Here is a 12,713-nt window from a genome sequence, read left to right on the forward strand (position 1 = left end):
CCAGCCCCGTGCGGTACAGATCCTCGATCGCGAACATGTTGTACAGAGCGAGCGCCGTGGAAGCTTGCGTGCCGTTGAGCAGCGCGAGACCTTCTTTGGCCTGCAGCGTCAGCGGTTCGAGGCCGGCCACGCGCAGACCGTCCAGCGCGCTCGCACGCTCACCGCGGATGGTGACTTCGCCGATACCCAGCAACGCGGTCGACATATGCGCAAGCGGCGCCAGATCGCCCGATGCGCCGACAGAACCTTTCACCGGGATTACCGGAAGCACGTCGGCGTTGAAAATCGTGATCAGCGCGTTAATGACCTCGCGGCGGATGCCGGAATGCCCCCGTCCCAGGCTCGATACCTTCAACGCGATCAACAAACGCACGACCGGTCGCGACATGGGCTCACCCACGCCCACCGCATGCGACAACACCAGGTTGCGCTGCAACAGTTCGAGCTGATCGGCGGGAATGTGGGTGCTCGCCAGCCGGCCGAAACCCGTGTTGATGCCGTAGGCCGGCTCGCCCTTGGCAGCGATATCGGCGACGGTTTGCGCGGAAGCGTCGATGGCCGCGAAGCTGGCCGGATCGAGTGTCAGTGCGTCGGAGCCGCGAGCGATCTGGCGCAGGTGCGCCAGCGTGAGGTGGCCGGGGGTCAATGTGATCATCGCAAGTCCTGTCTATACAAGTTGCGGCCCAGTCTAAACAAACAAATCCCCCAAAACAAGGCCTGAAAACACCTAATCGGTATTTTCAGGGACCGATCAACTGTGTTTTCGCCCGGTTGTCTATACAGCACGCACTGGTTTCTTCATCCGGAAGTTCGTCAAATGCTGGCCGCGCAATGCCATCACTTGCGAGCGGACGACCTGGAAAGCATGCTTTTCGAAGAACGGGCGCGCGGTGATGCTCGCGTCGGTATCGAGGACCGCGAGCCGTTGCACACGCGCCGCGAGTTCCACCGTATCAAGCAGCGCGCTCGCCACGCCCCTGCGCTGGCAGGCCGGATCGACGAACAACATATCGATATGCCCATCGCTTTGGAGATCGCCGAAACCCGCAATCACACCGTCGATCAACGCGACCCAGGTAGGCCGGTCAAGCCGGCGACGCGACCACGCATCGCGGTCCACTTGCGCCCACGCCGCGATCTGGGCCGCATCGTAATCACGCGACACCACCTCGCGCACCGAGCGCAGGAAAACGCCGACGACCGCGTCCAGATCCGCGGCTTCATAACGCCGAATGACGGGCGGCATCGACGAAGACACGTGGTCTTCAGCGCGTAAGCGAAACCGTCGCGATGCCCAGGATAGTCATCACAACTGACGCCGTGACGTGGATCGCGATCTCGCCCGCGGCCCAGCCGTAGCGCCCCTGCTGCAGATGCGCGACGACTTCGGCTGAGAACGTCGAGAAGGTGGACAGGCCGCCCATCAAGCCGGTAATGACGAACAGGCGCCATTCCATCGATACCCCGGGGAAACGCGCGAACCACGCCACCGCCACGCCGATCACATAGCCTGCGATGACGTTTGCAGCCAGCGTCCCGAGCGGGAGATTGGGGAACAACGCGTTCAGGCGCAGGCCGAGGACCCATCGAAACAGGGAACCGAGCGCGCCGCCAATACCTACAGCCAGAATCGACAGATACATGAGCGAAGGATGAAGGTCAGAGAGAAATGAGCGTCAGGCGCTCGATGAGCTGGTTACGGCTTGCCGCGACGACTGTCTCGCCGGACGCCGAAAGCCGCGCAATCCAGGTGCCGTCGCGCCGTTGTTCCCAGCCGCCGCATTCGTGACCATCCAGCAGCAATGAGCCGCGCATCACCAGTTGGGGATCAGCCGGATCGAGAACGGTGTCGTCGTTATGTTCCAGCTTGACGGTTCGCATGAGCGTTGCGCTCGCGCGCGGGAATGCATGAAGCCGTAATCATAATGGAGCGCATCAGGAACCCGGCATAGAAAGCGAGAAAGCAAGAAACCGGTAAAGCGAGAAAGCACGACGCCGCCTTTCATGCACAATACGGATCGCTTCGTTTGTCGTAACCAAGTTCGCCCTTTTAGGTCCCACGCTGCCCGTATGAATTTGAATCTGGACGATCTGATAGACACTGTTGCAGACACCGTGCAGCAGCACTACCCCACCCACCACTGGGCGCAATTCGCGCTCGGCATGCTGATGCTCGTGCTGGCCGCGCTGTTCGCGCAGTGGGTGGTCGCGCGCATCGTGCTGTATTTCGCGCACCGTCTGCTCGTGCTGACCGAGCGCGAAGCGTGGGACAAGTCGCTCGCCCGGCATCGCGCGTATCACCAGCTTTGGTACGCCGTGCCATTCGCGGCGGTCGCAATCGGCATCGGCGAGGTGCCGTACATTGGCCACATGGCGAACGTGATCGAGCGGCTCGCGCATGCGGGCGCGTGGGTCTGCGTCTTCTTCGCGATGGGCGGCGCGCTCAGCGCATGGCAAGACGTCTACGCGGCCAGCATGCAGGCGCAGACACGTTCAATCAAAGGCTACATCCAGATCGGCAAGCTCGCGCTCGCGTTGATATGCGGCGTGCTGGTGCTGTCGATTGTGATCGACCGCTCGCCGCTCTGGATGCTGTCCGGGCTCGGCGCGTTGTCGGCCGTATTGTTGCTCGTCTTCAAGGACACATTGTTGTCGCTGGTGGCCAGCACGCAGCTGACATCGAATGACATGTTGCGCATAGGCGACTGGATCGAGATGCCGCAATCCAACGCTGATGGTTTCGTGAAAGACATCGCACTGCATACCGTGAAGGTGCAGAACTGGGACAACACGGTGACTACCGTGCCCACCTACAAGCTGTTCTCCGAGAGCTATAGAAACTATCGGCAGATGTTCGAATCGGGCGGCCGGCGCATCAAGCGCACCCTAAGAATAGATGCCACATGTGTGCGTTTTCTCACCCATGAAGAAACCGCGCGACTCAAGCAATTCCGCTTGCTGCACGACTACCTGGAAGAAAAGCAGCTCGAAGTCGACCAGGCGAACAAGAATCTCGGTGAGCTCGCGAGCGAGCCGGCGAACCGGCGGCGGCTGACGAATATCGGCACCTTCCGCGCGTATGGACTCGCGTATCTGCAGCGGCATCCGGAGATCAGGCAGGACATGGCGATGATGGTGCGAATGATGGAACCGCAATCGGAAGGCATTCCGGTCGAGGTGTATTGTTTCACCGCCGTCACTGCATGGACACAATACGAACGCATCCAGGGCGATGTGTTCGACCATCTGCTGGCTATCCTGCCGGAGATGGGCCTGCGGCTCTATCAAGCGCCGTCCGGTGCTGACATGAGCGGACTGGTGAGCAGGGCGATTGGAGGTAGCGCAAGCAGCGCAAGCGCCATTGGTGGCGCGGACAGCGGCCGTTTGCGCGGCGAGTTCCCCACGCTCTAGCCGGAGAAGCAGGCAAGAATCTGCGACTTTTGTGTATTCACGTGAACCGTCCTGATGCCTAAAGTGTGAACCTTGCCGGCATTCCTTCTGCATCAACTGAAGGTGCCCGCCGGTCATCGCATCATCGCTTCTACAGGAAAACTCCCGTGACCGATCGCGTTCATGCTATGCGTGTTTTCATCCGCGTCGTCGATACCAACAGCTTCTCACGCGCCGCCGAATCTCTCGGCATGCCGCGTGCAAGCGTCTCGACGACCATTCAACAACTCGAGGCACTGCTCGGCGTGCAACTGCTCGCACGCACCACGCGGCGTCTCAATCTAACGGCCGAAGGGGCCGAGTGTTACGAGCGCTGCGTGCGCATTCTCGCGGATATCGACGATCTGGAAGCGGGCTTTCACGGCCGCGACGAGCGTCTGCGCGGCCGCCTGCGCATCGAGTTGCCCGATACCGTCGCCACCGCACTGGTCGTGCCCGCGCTGCCCGATTTCCATGCGCGTTATCCGCATATCGAGTTGTCGATCGGCATCTGCAATCGCGCCGTCGATCTGGTTGGCGAAGGCGTGGATTGCAGCGTGCAGCTTGGCGAATTACCCGATTCCGGGCTGATCGCGCGGCGCCTCGGCAGCTTTGAGCACGTGACGTGTGCGACGCCCGCGTATCTGGAAGCGCACGGCACGCCGAAGACCCTCGACGAACTCGCGCAGCACATCGCGGTGAATTGCGTGTCGCCGCGCACGGGCCGGCCGTGTGATTTCGACTTCGAGGTGGATGGCGAAGCGGTGACCGTGAAAATGGCTGGTTTTGTTCAGGTCACCGACGAGCACGCGTATCTCGCGTGCGGCCTGCAAGGGCTCGGGCTGATTCAGCCGCCACGCATTGCCGCGTTACCGTACCTGCGTTCCGGGCAACTGCGCGAAGTGCTGCCGCAATGGAAGTCGATGCCGATGAATGTATCGGTGGCATTCGTCAAGAGCCGGCAAGCCGCGCCGAGGGTTAGCGCGTTCGTGGACTGGCTCGCGGAATTGTTCGAGCGCTCGCAGGAAATGGACGATACGCTCACGCGCCTGTTCCGCACGGCTCGCCGCCCGGTTGCGGCTCCCGCTTCCGCGAGGGCTGAGGCGTTAAGGCCTGCTGCAGCCCGCGACGAGGACGCGCATGAAGAATCCACCAGCGAGTCATGAAGGGCCGCATGACTTCTACCCGAGCACGGGCGCTCACGTCGGCCTGACCGGCTGGGCGGCCCCCTCGCCCGCCACCGTATTCCACTTGCGCACCTCCCAGCGCGTGACCAACCCCTCGGTCACATATGGATCGGCCCGTGCGAACGCCTCCACCACGGCGGAGGAATCCGCCTCGAACAGCAGCATCGCCCGGTCGACGGGTGCCTCCAGCGTCCCGCCCAGCAACAATTCCCCACGCCCCGCCGATGCCCACGCCGCCGTCAGATGGCGATCACGAAACGCTGTCCGGCGTTCGAGATAATCGGCGCTCAGTTCGTACATCAATAGAAAGTGCATAAACTTGTCTCCCGTTGCAGGCGACGCTGTGTGCGTCGCGGTCAAATGAAATCGCACGATCGTGCTGCTTGCGACGCTGTGATACGCGAATGTAAGACTCTGTAGTTACGCCGAACTGTATGCCGGAGTCCGTGTGTGCGATCATGGCGACACTTTCGACTTTTACCTTCGCGCAGATTCGCGAATTACCCGCGACGCTCGATATTCCGGCAGCGTCGGACGTACTCCGGAACAGGCCTGTTCCGCGGCTTTTTCGCCTCCTGGTTCCCCGGCTGACGGGTTAATCACTCGGATTAATCACTCTCGCCGCGCTTGGGTTTCGCCGTTACTCCTCTTCGACATCCGGCCGCATGCCGATCGTCGAAGTTTAAATTCACCCGGCGCCCGTCATACGTATTTCGCCGCCCGTTTCAAGGGGCAAGTTTGAATAACATCGGTTTCGCGCTCGTCGTAGCGCTGCTCCGCGCACTCGCTCGCCTGCCTTACGGTCTGGTCGCGCGATTCGGCAGCGGCCTCGGTGCACTGCTTTATTCCATTCCGAGCCGTCGAAAACATATTGTGCAGGTCAATCTGCAATTGTGCTTTCCCGGAAAGACCGCCGCCGAATACGAATTGCTCGGACGCTCGCATTTTCGTCACGTCGTACGCAGTTATGTAGAGCGCGGCGTGCAGTGGTTCGGTTCGGCTCGCGCTATCGAAAAACTCGTGCAGCTCGAAAGCCGTATCGATCTCGACGACGAAAACGCACCGCCCACCATTTTCATGGGTTTTCACTTCGTCGCCATTGAAGTGGGCTGCATGCTGTACTCCATGAAGCTGCCCATTACCGCGCTTTACACGCCGATGTCCAGCAAGCGGCTCAACACGCTAGCCGTAGAACAACGAGGCCGTTTTGGCGCCGACATGGTGATGCGCGCCGACAGCGCCCGCCGCATTCTGAAACTGCTGCGCAAAGGCGGCTCCGTCATGCTGGCTGCCGACATGGATCATGGAATCGAAAATTCGGTATTCGTGCCGTTCTTCGGCGTACAAGCCTGCACGTTGACCTCCGTGTCACGGCTGGCGCGGCTTGGGGGGGCACGCGTGGTGCCGTTCGTGACCGAAGTGCTGCCCGATTACAAGGGCTACAAGATGACGATCTTCGAGCCTCTAGCGGACTTTCCCTCGGCAAGTGATGAGACCGATGCACGCCGGATGAACGAGTTCCTCGAATCGCAAATAGTGCGTTTTCCGGAACAATACTACTGGGTGCATCGCCGCTTCAAACATCGGCCGGAAGGTGTAGCCGGCGTTTATTGAACCTGCCTGCCAGCCGCTCAGGCGTTCAGTCGCTTAATGTCAATGTCAACGCGCGCCGCAATCAGTCAGGCTTACGGAAGTCGTTGTCCACCCAGGCTTGAGCGCTCGTCTTGCTGAGCTTGAATCCCGCGGACACCCGCACGTGGGCAAGCAGCGCGCCGAACGAGTCGAGCGCCTTCAGGTCTGCGTAGGGATCGTCCTCATTGGGCACGATATCCAGTGACACCGTCACATCCTCGCCGTCCGCGCGAACCGTAAAATCCTTGTGGAGCATGGCGTGAAGCTGTTGCTCGTGCCGGCGCAATACTTCGGATGCCGTCTTGATCAGCGTACGGAACGCGTTCGGATCGAGCGGCTTGGGGTTCTTTTTGTCGCGGCCCATGGTCCAGGGACCGGTTAGCGCCGGTTCTGCTTCGCCGTCCTTGATCATCTCGACCGCCCAGCCGTCGTCATCTTCGTTCTTGATCACCTTTGCGGTCCAGCCGTCGTCGCGCCATAGGCGGGCTTCGTGGATCGCGGTGTCTTCGGCAGGTTGGAGATCAGAGTCTGAATCGGTCATGGGAATAAGAAGCTCGAGTTGCATGAAACAGTGTGGGAGCACGCGGGTGTTGCAGAGTGCCTAAGCGACGAATTTTAACCTGCAAGAAGCCGCGGCATCGTCGAAAATGCCCACACGCTGGCCGATCGGTCTACTCGACGGGCACATTGCACGCCGCCTGCCGTTTTTGTTGCAAGCGTGTCGCGCGCATGTGCGCCGGCGTGCGCCCGGATATCCCGGGCGTTTCGCCAACTTTCGCCAACACTTTTGGAGGAATCTTCATGCTTTCACTTATTGGCACCATTATCATCGGCGGCATCATCGGTCTGATTGCGCGAGCGATCAAACCCGGCGACGACAGCATGGGCTGGATCATGACCATCGTGCTGGGCATTGTCGGCTCACTGGTGGCAGGCTACGTCGGCCGTGCGCTCGGCTGGTATCACGAAGGACAGGCTGCGGGGTGGATCGCCTCGGTGGTCGGCGCTATCGTCCTGCTATTTGTCTGGGGGCTGGTCGTGCGCCGCCGGGCTTGAAACCTGTGAGACCCGATTTATACCTATGAGCTTGTCGGGTTGAACGGAAGGGGCTGTTTCAACGAAGGTTGGAACAGCCTTTTTCGTCTCGTCGGCGGCGGTACGAAGCATGGAAAAAACCGCGACACTCTACAATAACGGCTGCTGAATCAGATGCAACCCAGCCGCGACCATGAAGCCAATCCAATTTTTCCTGCGATATACCCTGGTCCCGTTCGTGGCGATCGTACTCGTTGCGTCATGGGCGATCACCACGGAATCAACCGAGATCGACGCGCGCCAATACGCGTCTCTCGCCGAGGCCTATCCGCAACTGCCGCAGAGCATCAAGCACGAGCTCAGCGAGTCGATGAAAGAAGACAGGATCAGCAAATCGCGTTACGCCACCCTCACGCGTGAAGCCACGAACAGCGGCGTTATTCTCGACTGGCCGCAAACGCCGCAAGGTGTGGCGGAGGAGCGCGCCAAGCTTAAAGCCCTGATCGAAGCAAGCCGCGATTAAAGATTTGAGGCGCGATTAATCACGCGCTCATCCCCGACTTCAGGAACAACACATGCCGGGGTGCGAAGTGCGCGTACAACGGCAGGATTGCACCGCCCATCGCGCGGGCATCGGCGCCAATCTCCCCTTCAACCAGTCTGGGCCGCACCATTCCTTGCCAGTCGAAAGCGTCGAGCGCGGTATGGGTCCGGCTTAATACTTCCCGCAACAACTGGCGATCCAGTTCACCGTCGATCACGATCGCGTCGACGTCGACCAGCGCCGCCGCCGTTGCAATGGCTGTCGCGAGCGCCGGGCAAGCGGCATCGAGCCACGCCTCGCATAGAGGCCATAATTCCGGCGACAGCGCACGTTGATCGTGAGCGGCGGCGGCGGGAAAACCGGCATCGGTGAAGCGCTTTTCCAGCACATAAACCGACGCTACATTGAGCAACTGCGGCGTGCCTTCGCTCATCAGCGGAAACGACCCGATAGCGCCAGCATTGCCCTTGGGCCCGGCATGCAGCCGTCCATCGATGACCAGCCCGCCGCCGATGAACGTGCCGATAAACACATACAAAAAGTCGCCCAATCCGCGCCCTTGCCCCATCAGCAATTCAGCGGCGCAGGCCGCGGTCGTATCCTTCGCGAACTCCACCGGCAACGTGGTCAGCGCCTGGACCCGCGCGCAGATATCGATCTCGTTCCACGCCGCGAAAACGTCCGGCGGGGTATCGAAGAAATTGCGCCAGCCGCCAAGCCATAGCGGCGCCGCCACGCCGATTCCAACTACCTTTGCAGCGTTTTTGCCGAGTGCGGCCATCATCTGGTCGATCTTCTTGCTGAGCAAAGCGAACACCGTGCGCGGATCGGGATACGCATACTCGATCACATCACGCGCGTGTACCTGACCCGCGAAATCCATGGTCAGCACATCGAGACTTCGGCGCCCCACTTTCACGCCGATGGAAAACGCGCCATCTGCTCGCAGCGAGATCGGCACCGACGGCTGCCCCATGCGCCCCTGCACGCGCGTCCTGGCTTCCCGGGCGAGCAAGCCGTCGTCGATCAAACGATCAACGATCAGCGACGTAGTCTGCGTGCTCAGATGCGTCAGTCGCGCGATCTCGGACTTGGGGCATGGACCGTGGACACGCACCGCCTGAAGCACGATGCGCTCGTTCATCTGCCGCATGCCGGCCGGCTTCGGCGATGCCGTGCTTGCGGACATTGAAGGCGTCATAGGGGATCAGGCGATCGCCTGCACGTCGGCCTGCTTTGCACCGGTCATGATGGCCACAGCCTCCGACATATGGATGTCTTTCGTCTTGACGAGCGCCGCGCGTCGGCCAAGCCGCTGGATATGAATGCGGTCAGCGATCTCGAACACATGCGGCATGTTGTGACTGATGAGAATCACGGGTAGCCCGCGATCACGCACGCGCCGGATCAACTCCAGCACCATGTTCGATTCCTTCACGCCGAGCGCGGCGGTCGGTTCATCGAGGATCACCACATGCCGTGCGAACGCCGCGCTGCGCGCCACCGCCACGCCCTGGCGCTGACCGCCGGACAGTGTCTCGACAGCCTGCTTCATCGAACGGATGCCGATCTGCAAACCTTCCATGTGCGCGATGGCTTCCTGCAACATGCGCCGCTTGTCGATCATCATGAACACGGAGCCGAGGATGCCGGGACGTCTTAGCTCACGCCCAAGAAACAGGTTCTCCGCGATGCTCATTGCCGGCGCGACTGCCAGGTCCTGGTAGACGGTTTCAATACCTTGCGAGCGTGCATCGAGCGGACTGCGAAAATGCACGGGTTTTCCATCCAGCAGGATCTCGCCTTCGTCGGGCACGAGCGCGCCGGACAGCGCCTTGATCAGCGACGACTTGCCCGCGCCGTTATCGCCGATCACCGCCATGATCTCGCCGGGCATCAGTTCAAAATCGACGCCGTCGAGTGCGGTCACGGAACCATAGCGCTTGATGACGCCGCGTGCTTCCAGAACGGGTTTGATTGTGTCGTTCATGAGCTTGGCTCCTCAGGCGCGGGGACGCGCGAGTTTATCGGCGGCGACCGCGAGAATCACCAGGATGCCGGTGATCAGAATCTGATAAACCGACGACACGCCAATCAGCGTCAGGCCGTTTCGAAACACGCCGACAATCAACGCGCCCAGCAAGGTCCCGACAATCGTACCGCGTCCGCCGAACAGACTGGTGCCGCCGAGCACGACGGCCGTGATGCTGTCGAGATTCTCGGTCTGGCCCGCCTGTGGATCGCCCACACCGGTTCGCGCCACCGACAATAACGCTGCGATGCCGTAGAAAAAGCCCGCGAGCGTGTAGACGGTGATCAGGATCTTCTGCGAAGAAAGTCCCATCAGGCGCGCAGCTTCCGCGTTATTGCCGAGCGCATAGAGATGGCGCCCGGGCACCGTATCGCGCAACACGAACCACACCACGAGATACATCAGCAGGGTCAGCACGGTGCCATACGTGACCTCCGCGCCGCCGAGATGGAAGGTGTTGCCGAAGAACATCATGGCGTCCGGCAGGTTCGAGATGCTCTCGGCATTCGAGTACACCTGCGTGAGGGCGAACGCTATGTTGAGCGTCCCGAGCGTGACGATAAACGCGGGCAACTTGATCTTCGTGATCAGCGTACCGTTCAGCAATCCGAACAATGTGCTGGCGGCCACGCCGCAAATGATGGCGAGCACAGGCGGCACGCCCATGGTGACGGCGAACTTCGTCATCACAATAGAGCCGAATGCCATCAGCATGCCGCACGACAAATCGATTCCGCCGGTCAGCACGATCAGCGTCTGGCCGATCGCGATCACCGCCACGACCATGGTCTGCTGAAGAATCAGCGAGAGATTTTGTATCGATAAAAACCGGTTGCTTTGCCAGATAAAGAAAGCGCACGCGATCACAAGCGCCGCTAACGGACCGATATCGGCAAGCGACGGCAGACGATCAGAGACCGTCGCGCGGCCGGCCGTGGGAGAGGTGGATTGCGTCATGACTGGGACCTCGACAGCAACATCGAAAAAATGCGCCGCTCGTGCGGCCCGGGCTTGAAATTCCTTGAGGAAAATGCCTTGAGGCTCAAGTCCGGGCCATGCGTTCACATGCGGGTTCACATGCGGGGTTCAAATACGGATACGGCGCGACGGCTTACTTGTTGCCCCAGCAGTTTTCCAGGCCGAACTTCGTGTCCTTGGCCGTGACGCCGGACACGGGTTTGTCGGTGATAAGCGTGACGCCCGTGTCGTGATAGCCGCTCGCCTTCTTGCCCGTCTTCGCGTATTCGATTCCCGCCTGCACGCCCTGCGCTGCCATCACGAGCGGGTATTGCTGCGAGGTGGCGGCGAAGCTGCCGGCCTTCACGTTGCGCACGCCTTCACAACCTCCGTCGATGGACACGATCATCACGTCCTTATCCTTGCCCGCTGCTTTGAGCGCGCGATACGCACCGGCCGCCGCCGGTTCGTTGATCGTATAAACCAGGTTGATATCAGGCACCTTCTGCAGGCAGTTTTCCATCGCTGTCTGGCCTTTCGACTGGTCCCCGCGAGTGTCCTGGCTGCAGACCACTGATGGGTCGCCCTCTTTCACGCCGAAGCCCTGCAGGAAGCCGTTATGACGCAGAACGCCGACGGTCACGCCGGGCGCGAGGTCGAGCGTGGCGATCTTCGCCGGCTTGCCGGCGAACGCAGCTTTTGCGTATTCGCCGATCAGTACGCCGGCCTTGAAGTTATCGGTGGCGAACAGCGCGTCGGTGGCGTCTTGGGGATCGGTCGGCGTGTCGAGTGCGATCACGAGGATGCCCGCCGCGCGCGCTTTCTTGAGCGTTGGAACAATGGCCTTGGTATCGCTCGGCGTGATGAGGATGGCTTTCACACCGGCCGTCATCATGTTCTCGACTGCGGTCACCTGGGTGGCGTTGTCGCCGTCGAACTTGCCGGCTGCCGTGATCAGTTTGACCCCGCCTTTCGTGGCGGCTTCTTCGGCGCCCTGTTTCATCTTGACGAAGAATGGATTGGTATCGGTCTTGGTGATCAGGCCGATCGCGACCTGGTCAGCCGCCATTGCCGCGCCTGAGCTCACCAGCGACGCAACTGCAAGTCCGAGGAAGGACGCACGTGCGACAGCACGTCGAAGATTTTTCATGTCTCGCTCCATAGGTTTTTATTCGCCCGCCGCTTCGAGAGGAAGCGCACCGGACGCGTTCGCCGACTAAATCAATTGACTTTATTTAGTACAGCAGCCGCGTGGAGACAAGTCAAGAAAATGAAGCGAAACCCAAACGGTGCAGCGCAGCATGCCGTCGATTAAATCGCTTTGAACATCAATGGGGGTTGTGCGGGCGGAGATTGTTGCGATGCGTCTACGTAAAAACACTAAGGGCTTAGAAACGGCTTAAAAAAGCGTTGAATTGAATTGTTTTTTGGATTTTTATCGGGTTATGGTTTACCAGCATTTTTGCCAACCTATCATCCTGGTCCCTGAACCATGAGCGCACTTGAAGCCCTTCACGCGATCGTTACCAACGAAGATTCGCCCCAGATCATCCGCGATCACATAGTGGATTCGCTGCAGTTTGCATTGCGCAACCAGCCTGGTTTTTTCACGACGAAGGAAGTGCAGTGGCTTGCGCAATGGGATGACACTCGCATTCCGATTGCGGCAACCAAGATCCTGAACGAGATGAAACCAACCTGAGCCGTTCGGATTTCGGCTCGAGCGTGCAACCTGCAAAACAATCGCGCGGACCACGAGCCAACCGAAGAAGTGAAGCGGTAGAGAGGCATGGGGCCGTGCGGGCGCCTTGGCAACTCGTGCTTGCCCGAGAGCACTGGTGGCGAAGCGTGTTCATGTCAGGATTCGTGAGAAGGAGGGTTTCACACATCCTTCGCT

At 60.4% G+C, this 12,713-nt stretch carries 16 protein-coding genes; 6 read left to right on the top strand and 10 right to left on the bottom strand.

What is annotated here, in order from left to right; all coding sequences use genetic code 11:
• From JWR14_RS27225 to JWR14_RS27240, 4 genes are all read right to left on the bottom strand, one after another.
• Nucleotides 1-655: aromatic amino acid lyase (locus JWR14_RS27225; protein WP_299714890.1), on the bottom strand; the 655-nt coding region annotated here is incomplete at its 3' end.
• A 120-nt stretch (nucleotides 656-775) separates the two neighbouring features.
• Nucleotides 776-1,258: a GNAT family N-acetyltransferase gene (locus tag JWR14_RS27230; protein ID WP_299714893.1), complete on the bottom strand. Its 483-nt coding sequence runs from the start codon at nucleotides 1,256-1,258 to the stop codon at nucleotides 776-778.
• Nucleotides 1,259-1,265: 7 nt separating this feature from the next.
• Nucleotides 1,266-1,643, bottom strand: coding sequence for a fluoride efflux transporter CrcB (gene crcB, locus JWR14_RS27235; protein ID WP_165104547.1), 378 nt, complete (start codon nucleotides 1,641-1,643; stop codon nucleotides 1,266-1,268).
• A 16-nt stretch (nucleotides 1,644-1,659) separates the two neighbouring features.
• Nucleotides 1,660-1,881: a hypothetical protein gene (locus JWR14_RS27240; protein WP_299714903.1), complete on the bottom strand. Its 222-nt coding sequence runs from the start codon at nucleotides 1,879-1,881 to the stop codon at nucleotides 1,660-1,662.
• Nucleotides 1,882-2,070: 189 nt separating this feature from the next.
• On the opposite strand from JWR14_RS27240, the gene JWR14_RS27245 reads away from it, so the two are divergent.
• Nucleotides 2,071-3,411: a mechanosensitive ion channel family protein gene (locus tag JWR14_RS27245; protein WP_299714906.1), complete on the top strand. Its 1,341-nt coding sequence runs from the start codon at nucleotides 2,071-2,073 to the stop codon at nucleotides 3,409-3,411.
• Nucleotides 3,412-3,557: 146 nt separating this feature from the next.
• Nucleotides 3,558-4,595, top strand: a complete 1,038-nt coding sequence (locus tag JWR14_RS27250) for a LysR family transcriptional regulator (protein WP_299714909.1) — start codon at nucleotides 3,558-3,560, stop codon at nucleotides 4,593-4,595.
• A 33-nt stretch (nucleotides 4,596-4,628) separates the two neighbouring features.
• On the opposite strand, the gene JWR14_RS27255 is transcribed toward JWR14_RS27250, so the two are convergent.
• Nucleotides 4,629-4,931: a YciI-like protein gene (locus JWR14_RS27255; protein WP_299714912.1), complete on the bottom strand. Its 303-nt coding sequence runs from the start codon at nucleotides 4,929-4,931 to the stop codon at nucleotides 4,629-4,631.
• Nucleotides 4,932-5,354: 423 nt separating this feature from the next.
• Here JWR14_RS27255 and JWR14_RS27260 point away from each other — a divergent pair, with 423 nt between their 5' ends.
• Entirely contained in the window at nucleotides 5,355-6,230 is an 876-nt protein-coding gene (locus JWR14_RS27260; protein ID WP_299714915.1) for a lipid A biosynthesis lauroyl acyltransferase, read from the top strand.
• A 61-nt stretch (nucleotides 6,231-6,291) separates the two neighbouring features.
• Here the strand turns inward: JWR14_RS27260 and JWR14_RS27265 are convergent, their stop codons facing one another.
• Nucleotides 6,292-6,789, bottom strand: coding sequence for a hypothetical protein (locus JWR14_RS27265; protein ID WP_299714918.1), 498 nt, complete (start codon nucleotides 6,787-6,789; stop codon nucleotides 6,292-6,294).
• A 260-nt stretch (nucleotides 6,790-7,049) separates the two neighbouring features.
• On the opposite strand from JWR14_RS27265, the gene JWR14_RS27270 reads away from it, so the two are divergent.
• Nucleotides 7,050-7,304, top strand: coding sequence for a GlsB/YeaQ/YmgE family stress response membrane protein (locus JWR14_RS27270; RefSeq protein WP_299714921.1), 255 nt, complete (start codon nucleotides 7,050-7,052; stop codon nucleotides 7,302-7,304).
• Nucleotides 7,305-7,476: 172 nt separating this feature from the next.
• The gene (locus JWR14_RS27275; protein ID WP_299714924.1) at nucleotides 7,477-7,806 is read left to right on the top strand and encodes a hypothetical protein; all 330 of its coding nucleotides are present in this window, start codon (nucleotides 7,477-7,479) and stop codon (nucleotides 7,804-7,806) included.
• A gap of 19 nt (nucleotides 7,807-7,825) precedes the next feature.
• Here the strand turns inward: JWR14_RS27275 and JWR14_RS27280 are convergent, their stop codons facing one another.
• The 4 genes from JWR14_RS27280 to JWR14_RS27295 all read right to left on the bottom strand — a co-directional run bounded on the left by JWR14_RS27280 (nucleotide 7,826) and on the right by JWR14_RS27295 (nucleotide 11,966).
• Nucleotides 7,826-9,016 (bottom strand): ROK family transcriptional regulator, encoded by a 1,191-nt coding sequence (locus tag JWR14_RS27280; RefSeq protein ID WP_299714926.1) that lies wholly within the window; start codon nucleotides 9,014-9,016, stop codon nucleotides 7,826-7,828.
• An 18-nt stretch (nucleotides 9,017-9,034) separates the two neighbouring features.
• On the bottom strand, nucleotides 9,035-9,817 hold the full coding sequence (locus tag JWR14_RS27285) for an ATP-binding cassette domain-containing protein (RefSeq protein ID WP_299714929.1): 783 nt from the start codon (nucleotides 9,815-9,817) through the stop codon (nucleotides 9,035-9,037).
• A gap of 12 nt (nucleotides 9,818-9,829) precedes the next feature.
• Nucleotides 9,830-10,816, bottom strand: a complete 987-nt coding sequence (locus tag JWR14_RS27290) for an ABC transporter permease (RefSeq protein WP_299714932.1) — start codon at nucleotides 10,814-10,816, stop codon at nucleotides 9,830-9,832.
• A gap of 154 nt (nucleotides 10,817-10,970) precedes the next feature.
• Nucleotides 10,971-11,966: a sugar ABC transporter substrate-binding protein gene (locus JWR14_RS27295; protein ID WP_299714935.1), complete on the bottom strand. Its 996-nt coding sequence runs from the start codon at nucleotides 11,964-11,966 to the stop codon at nucleotides 10,971-10,973.
• 342 nt (nucleotides 11,967-12,308) lie between these two features.
• Here JWR14_RS27295 and JWR14_RS27300 point away from each other — a divergent pair, with 342 nt between their 5' ends.
• On the top strand, nucleotides 12,309-12,518 hold the full coding sequence (locus tag JWR14_RS27300; RefSeq protein ID WP_299714939.1) for a hypothetical protein: 210 nt from the start codon (nucleotides 12,309-12,311) through the stop codon (nucleotides 12,516-12,518).
• The last annotated feature ends 195 nt before the right edge of the window (nucleotides 12,519-12,713 follow it).

Source organism: Caballeronia sp., from assembly GCF_028292365.1.
In the GTDB taxonomy this organism is placed as follows: Bacteria; Pseudomonadota; Gammaproteobacteria; order Burkholderiales; family Burkholderiaceae; genus Caballeronia.

Bases quoted from the DNA above. Each gene is read 5' to 3' on its own strand.
- JWR14_RS27275 (WP_299714924.1), top strand. From the start codon at position 7,477: ATGAAGCCAATCCAATTTTTCCTGCGATATACCCTGGTCCCGTTCGTG.
- JWR14_RS27290 (WP_299714932.1), bottom strand. From the start codon at position 10,816: ATGACGCAATCCACCTCTCCCACGGCCGGCCGCGCGACGGTCTCTGAT.
- JWR14_RS27300 (WP_299714939.1), top strand. From the start codon at position 12,309: ATGAGCGCACTTGAAGCCCTTCACGCGATCGTTACCAACGAAGATTCG.
- JWR14_RS27280 (WP_299714926.1), bottom strand. From the start codon at position 9,016: ATGTCCGCAAGCACGGCATCGCCGAAGCCGGCCGGCATGCGGCAGATG.
- JWR14_RS27285 (WP_299714929.1), bottom strand. From the start codon at position 9,817: ATGAACGACACAATCAAACCCGTTCTGGAAGCACGCGGCGTCATCAAG.
- JWR14_RS27295 (WP_299714935.1), bottom strand. From the start codon at position 11,966: ATGAAAAATCTTCGACGTGCTGTCGCACGTGCGTCCTTCCTCGGACTT.
- JWR14_RS27255 (WP_299714912.1), bottom strand. From the start codon at position 4,931: ATGCACTTTCTATTGATGTACGAACTGAGCGCCGATTATCTCGAACGC.
- JWR14_RS27245 (WP_299714906.1), top strand. From the start codon at position 2,071: ATGAATTTGAATCTGGACGATCTGATAGACACTGTTGCAGACACCGTG.
- crcB (WP_165104547.1), bottom strand. From the start codon at position 1,643: ATGTATCTGTCGATTCTGGCTGTAGGTATTGGCGGCGCGCTCGGTTCC.
- JWR14_RS27265 (WP_299714918.1), bottom strand. From the start codon at position 6,789: ATGACCGATTCAGACTCTGATCTCCAACCTGCCGAAGACACCGCGATC.
- JWR14_RS27270 (WP_299714921.1), top strand. From the start codon at position 7,050: ATGCTTTCACTTATTGGCACCATTATCATCGGCGGCATCATCGGTCTG.
- JWR14_RS27240 (WP_299714903.1), bottom strand. From the start codon at position 1,881: ATGCGAACCGTCAAGCTGGAACATAACGACGACACCGTTCTCGATCCG.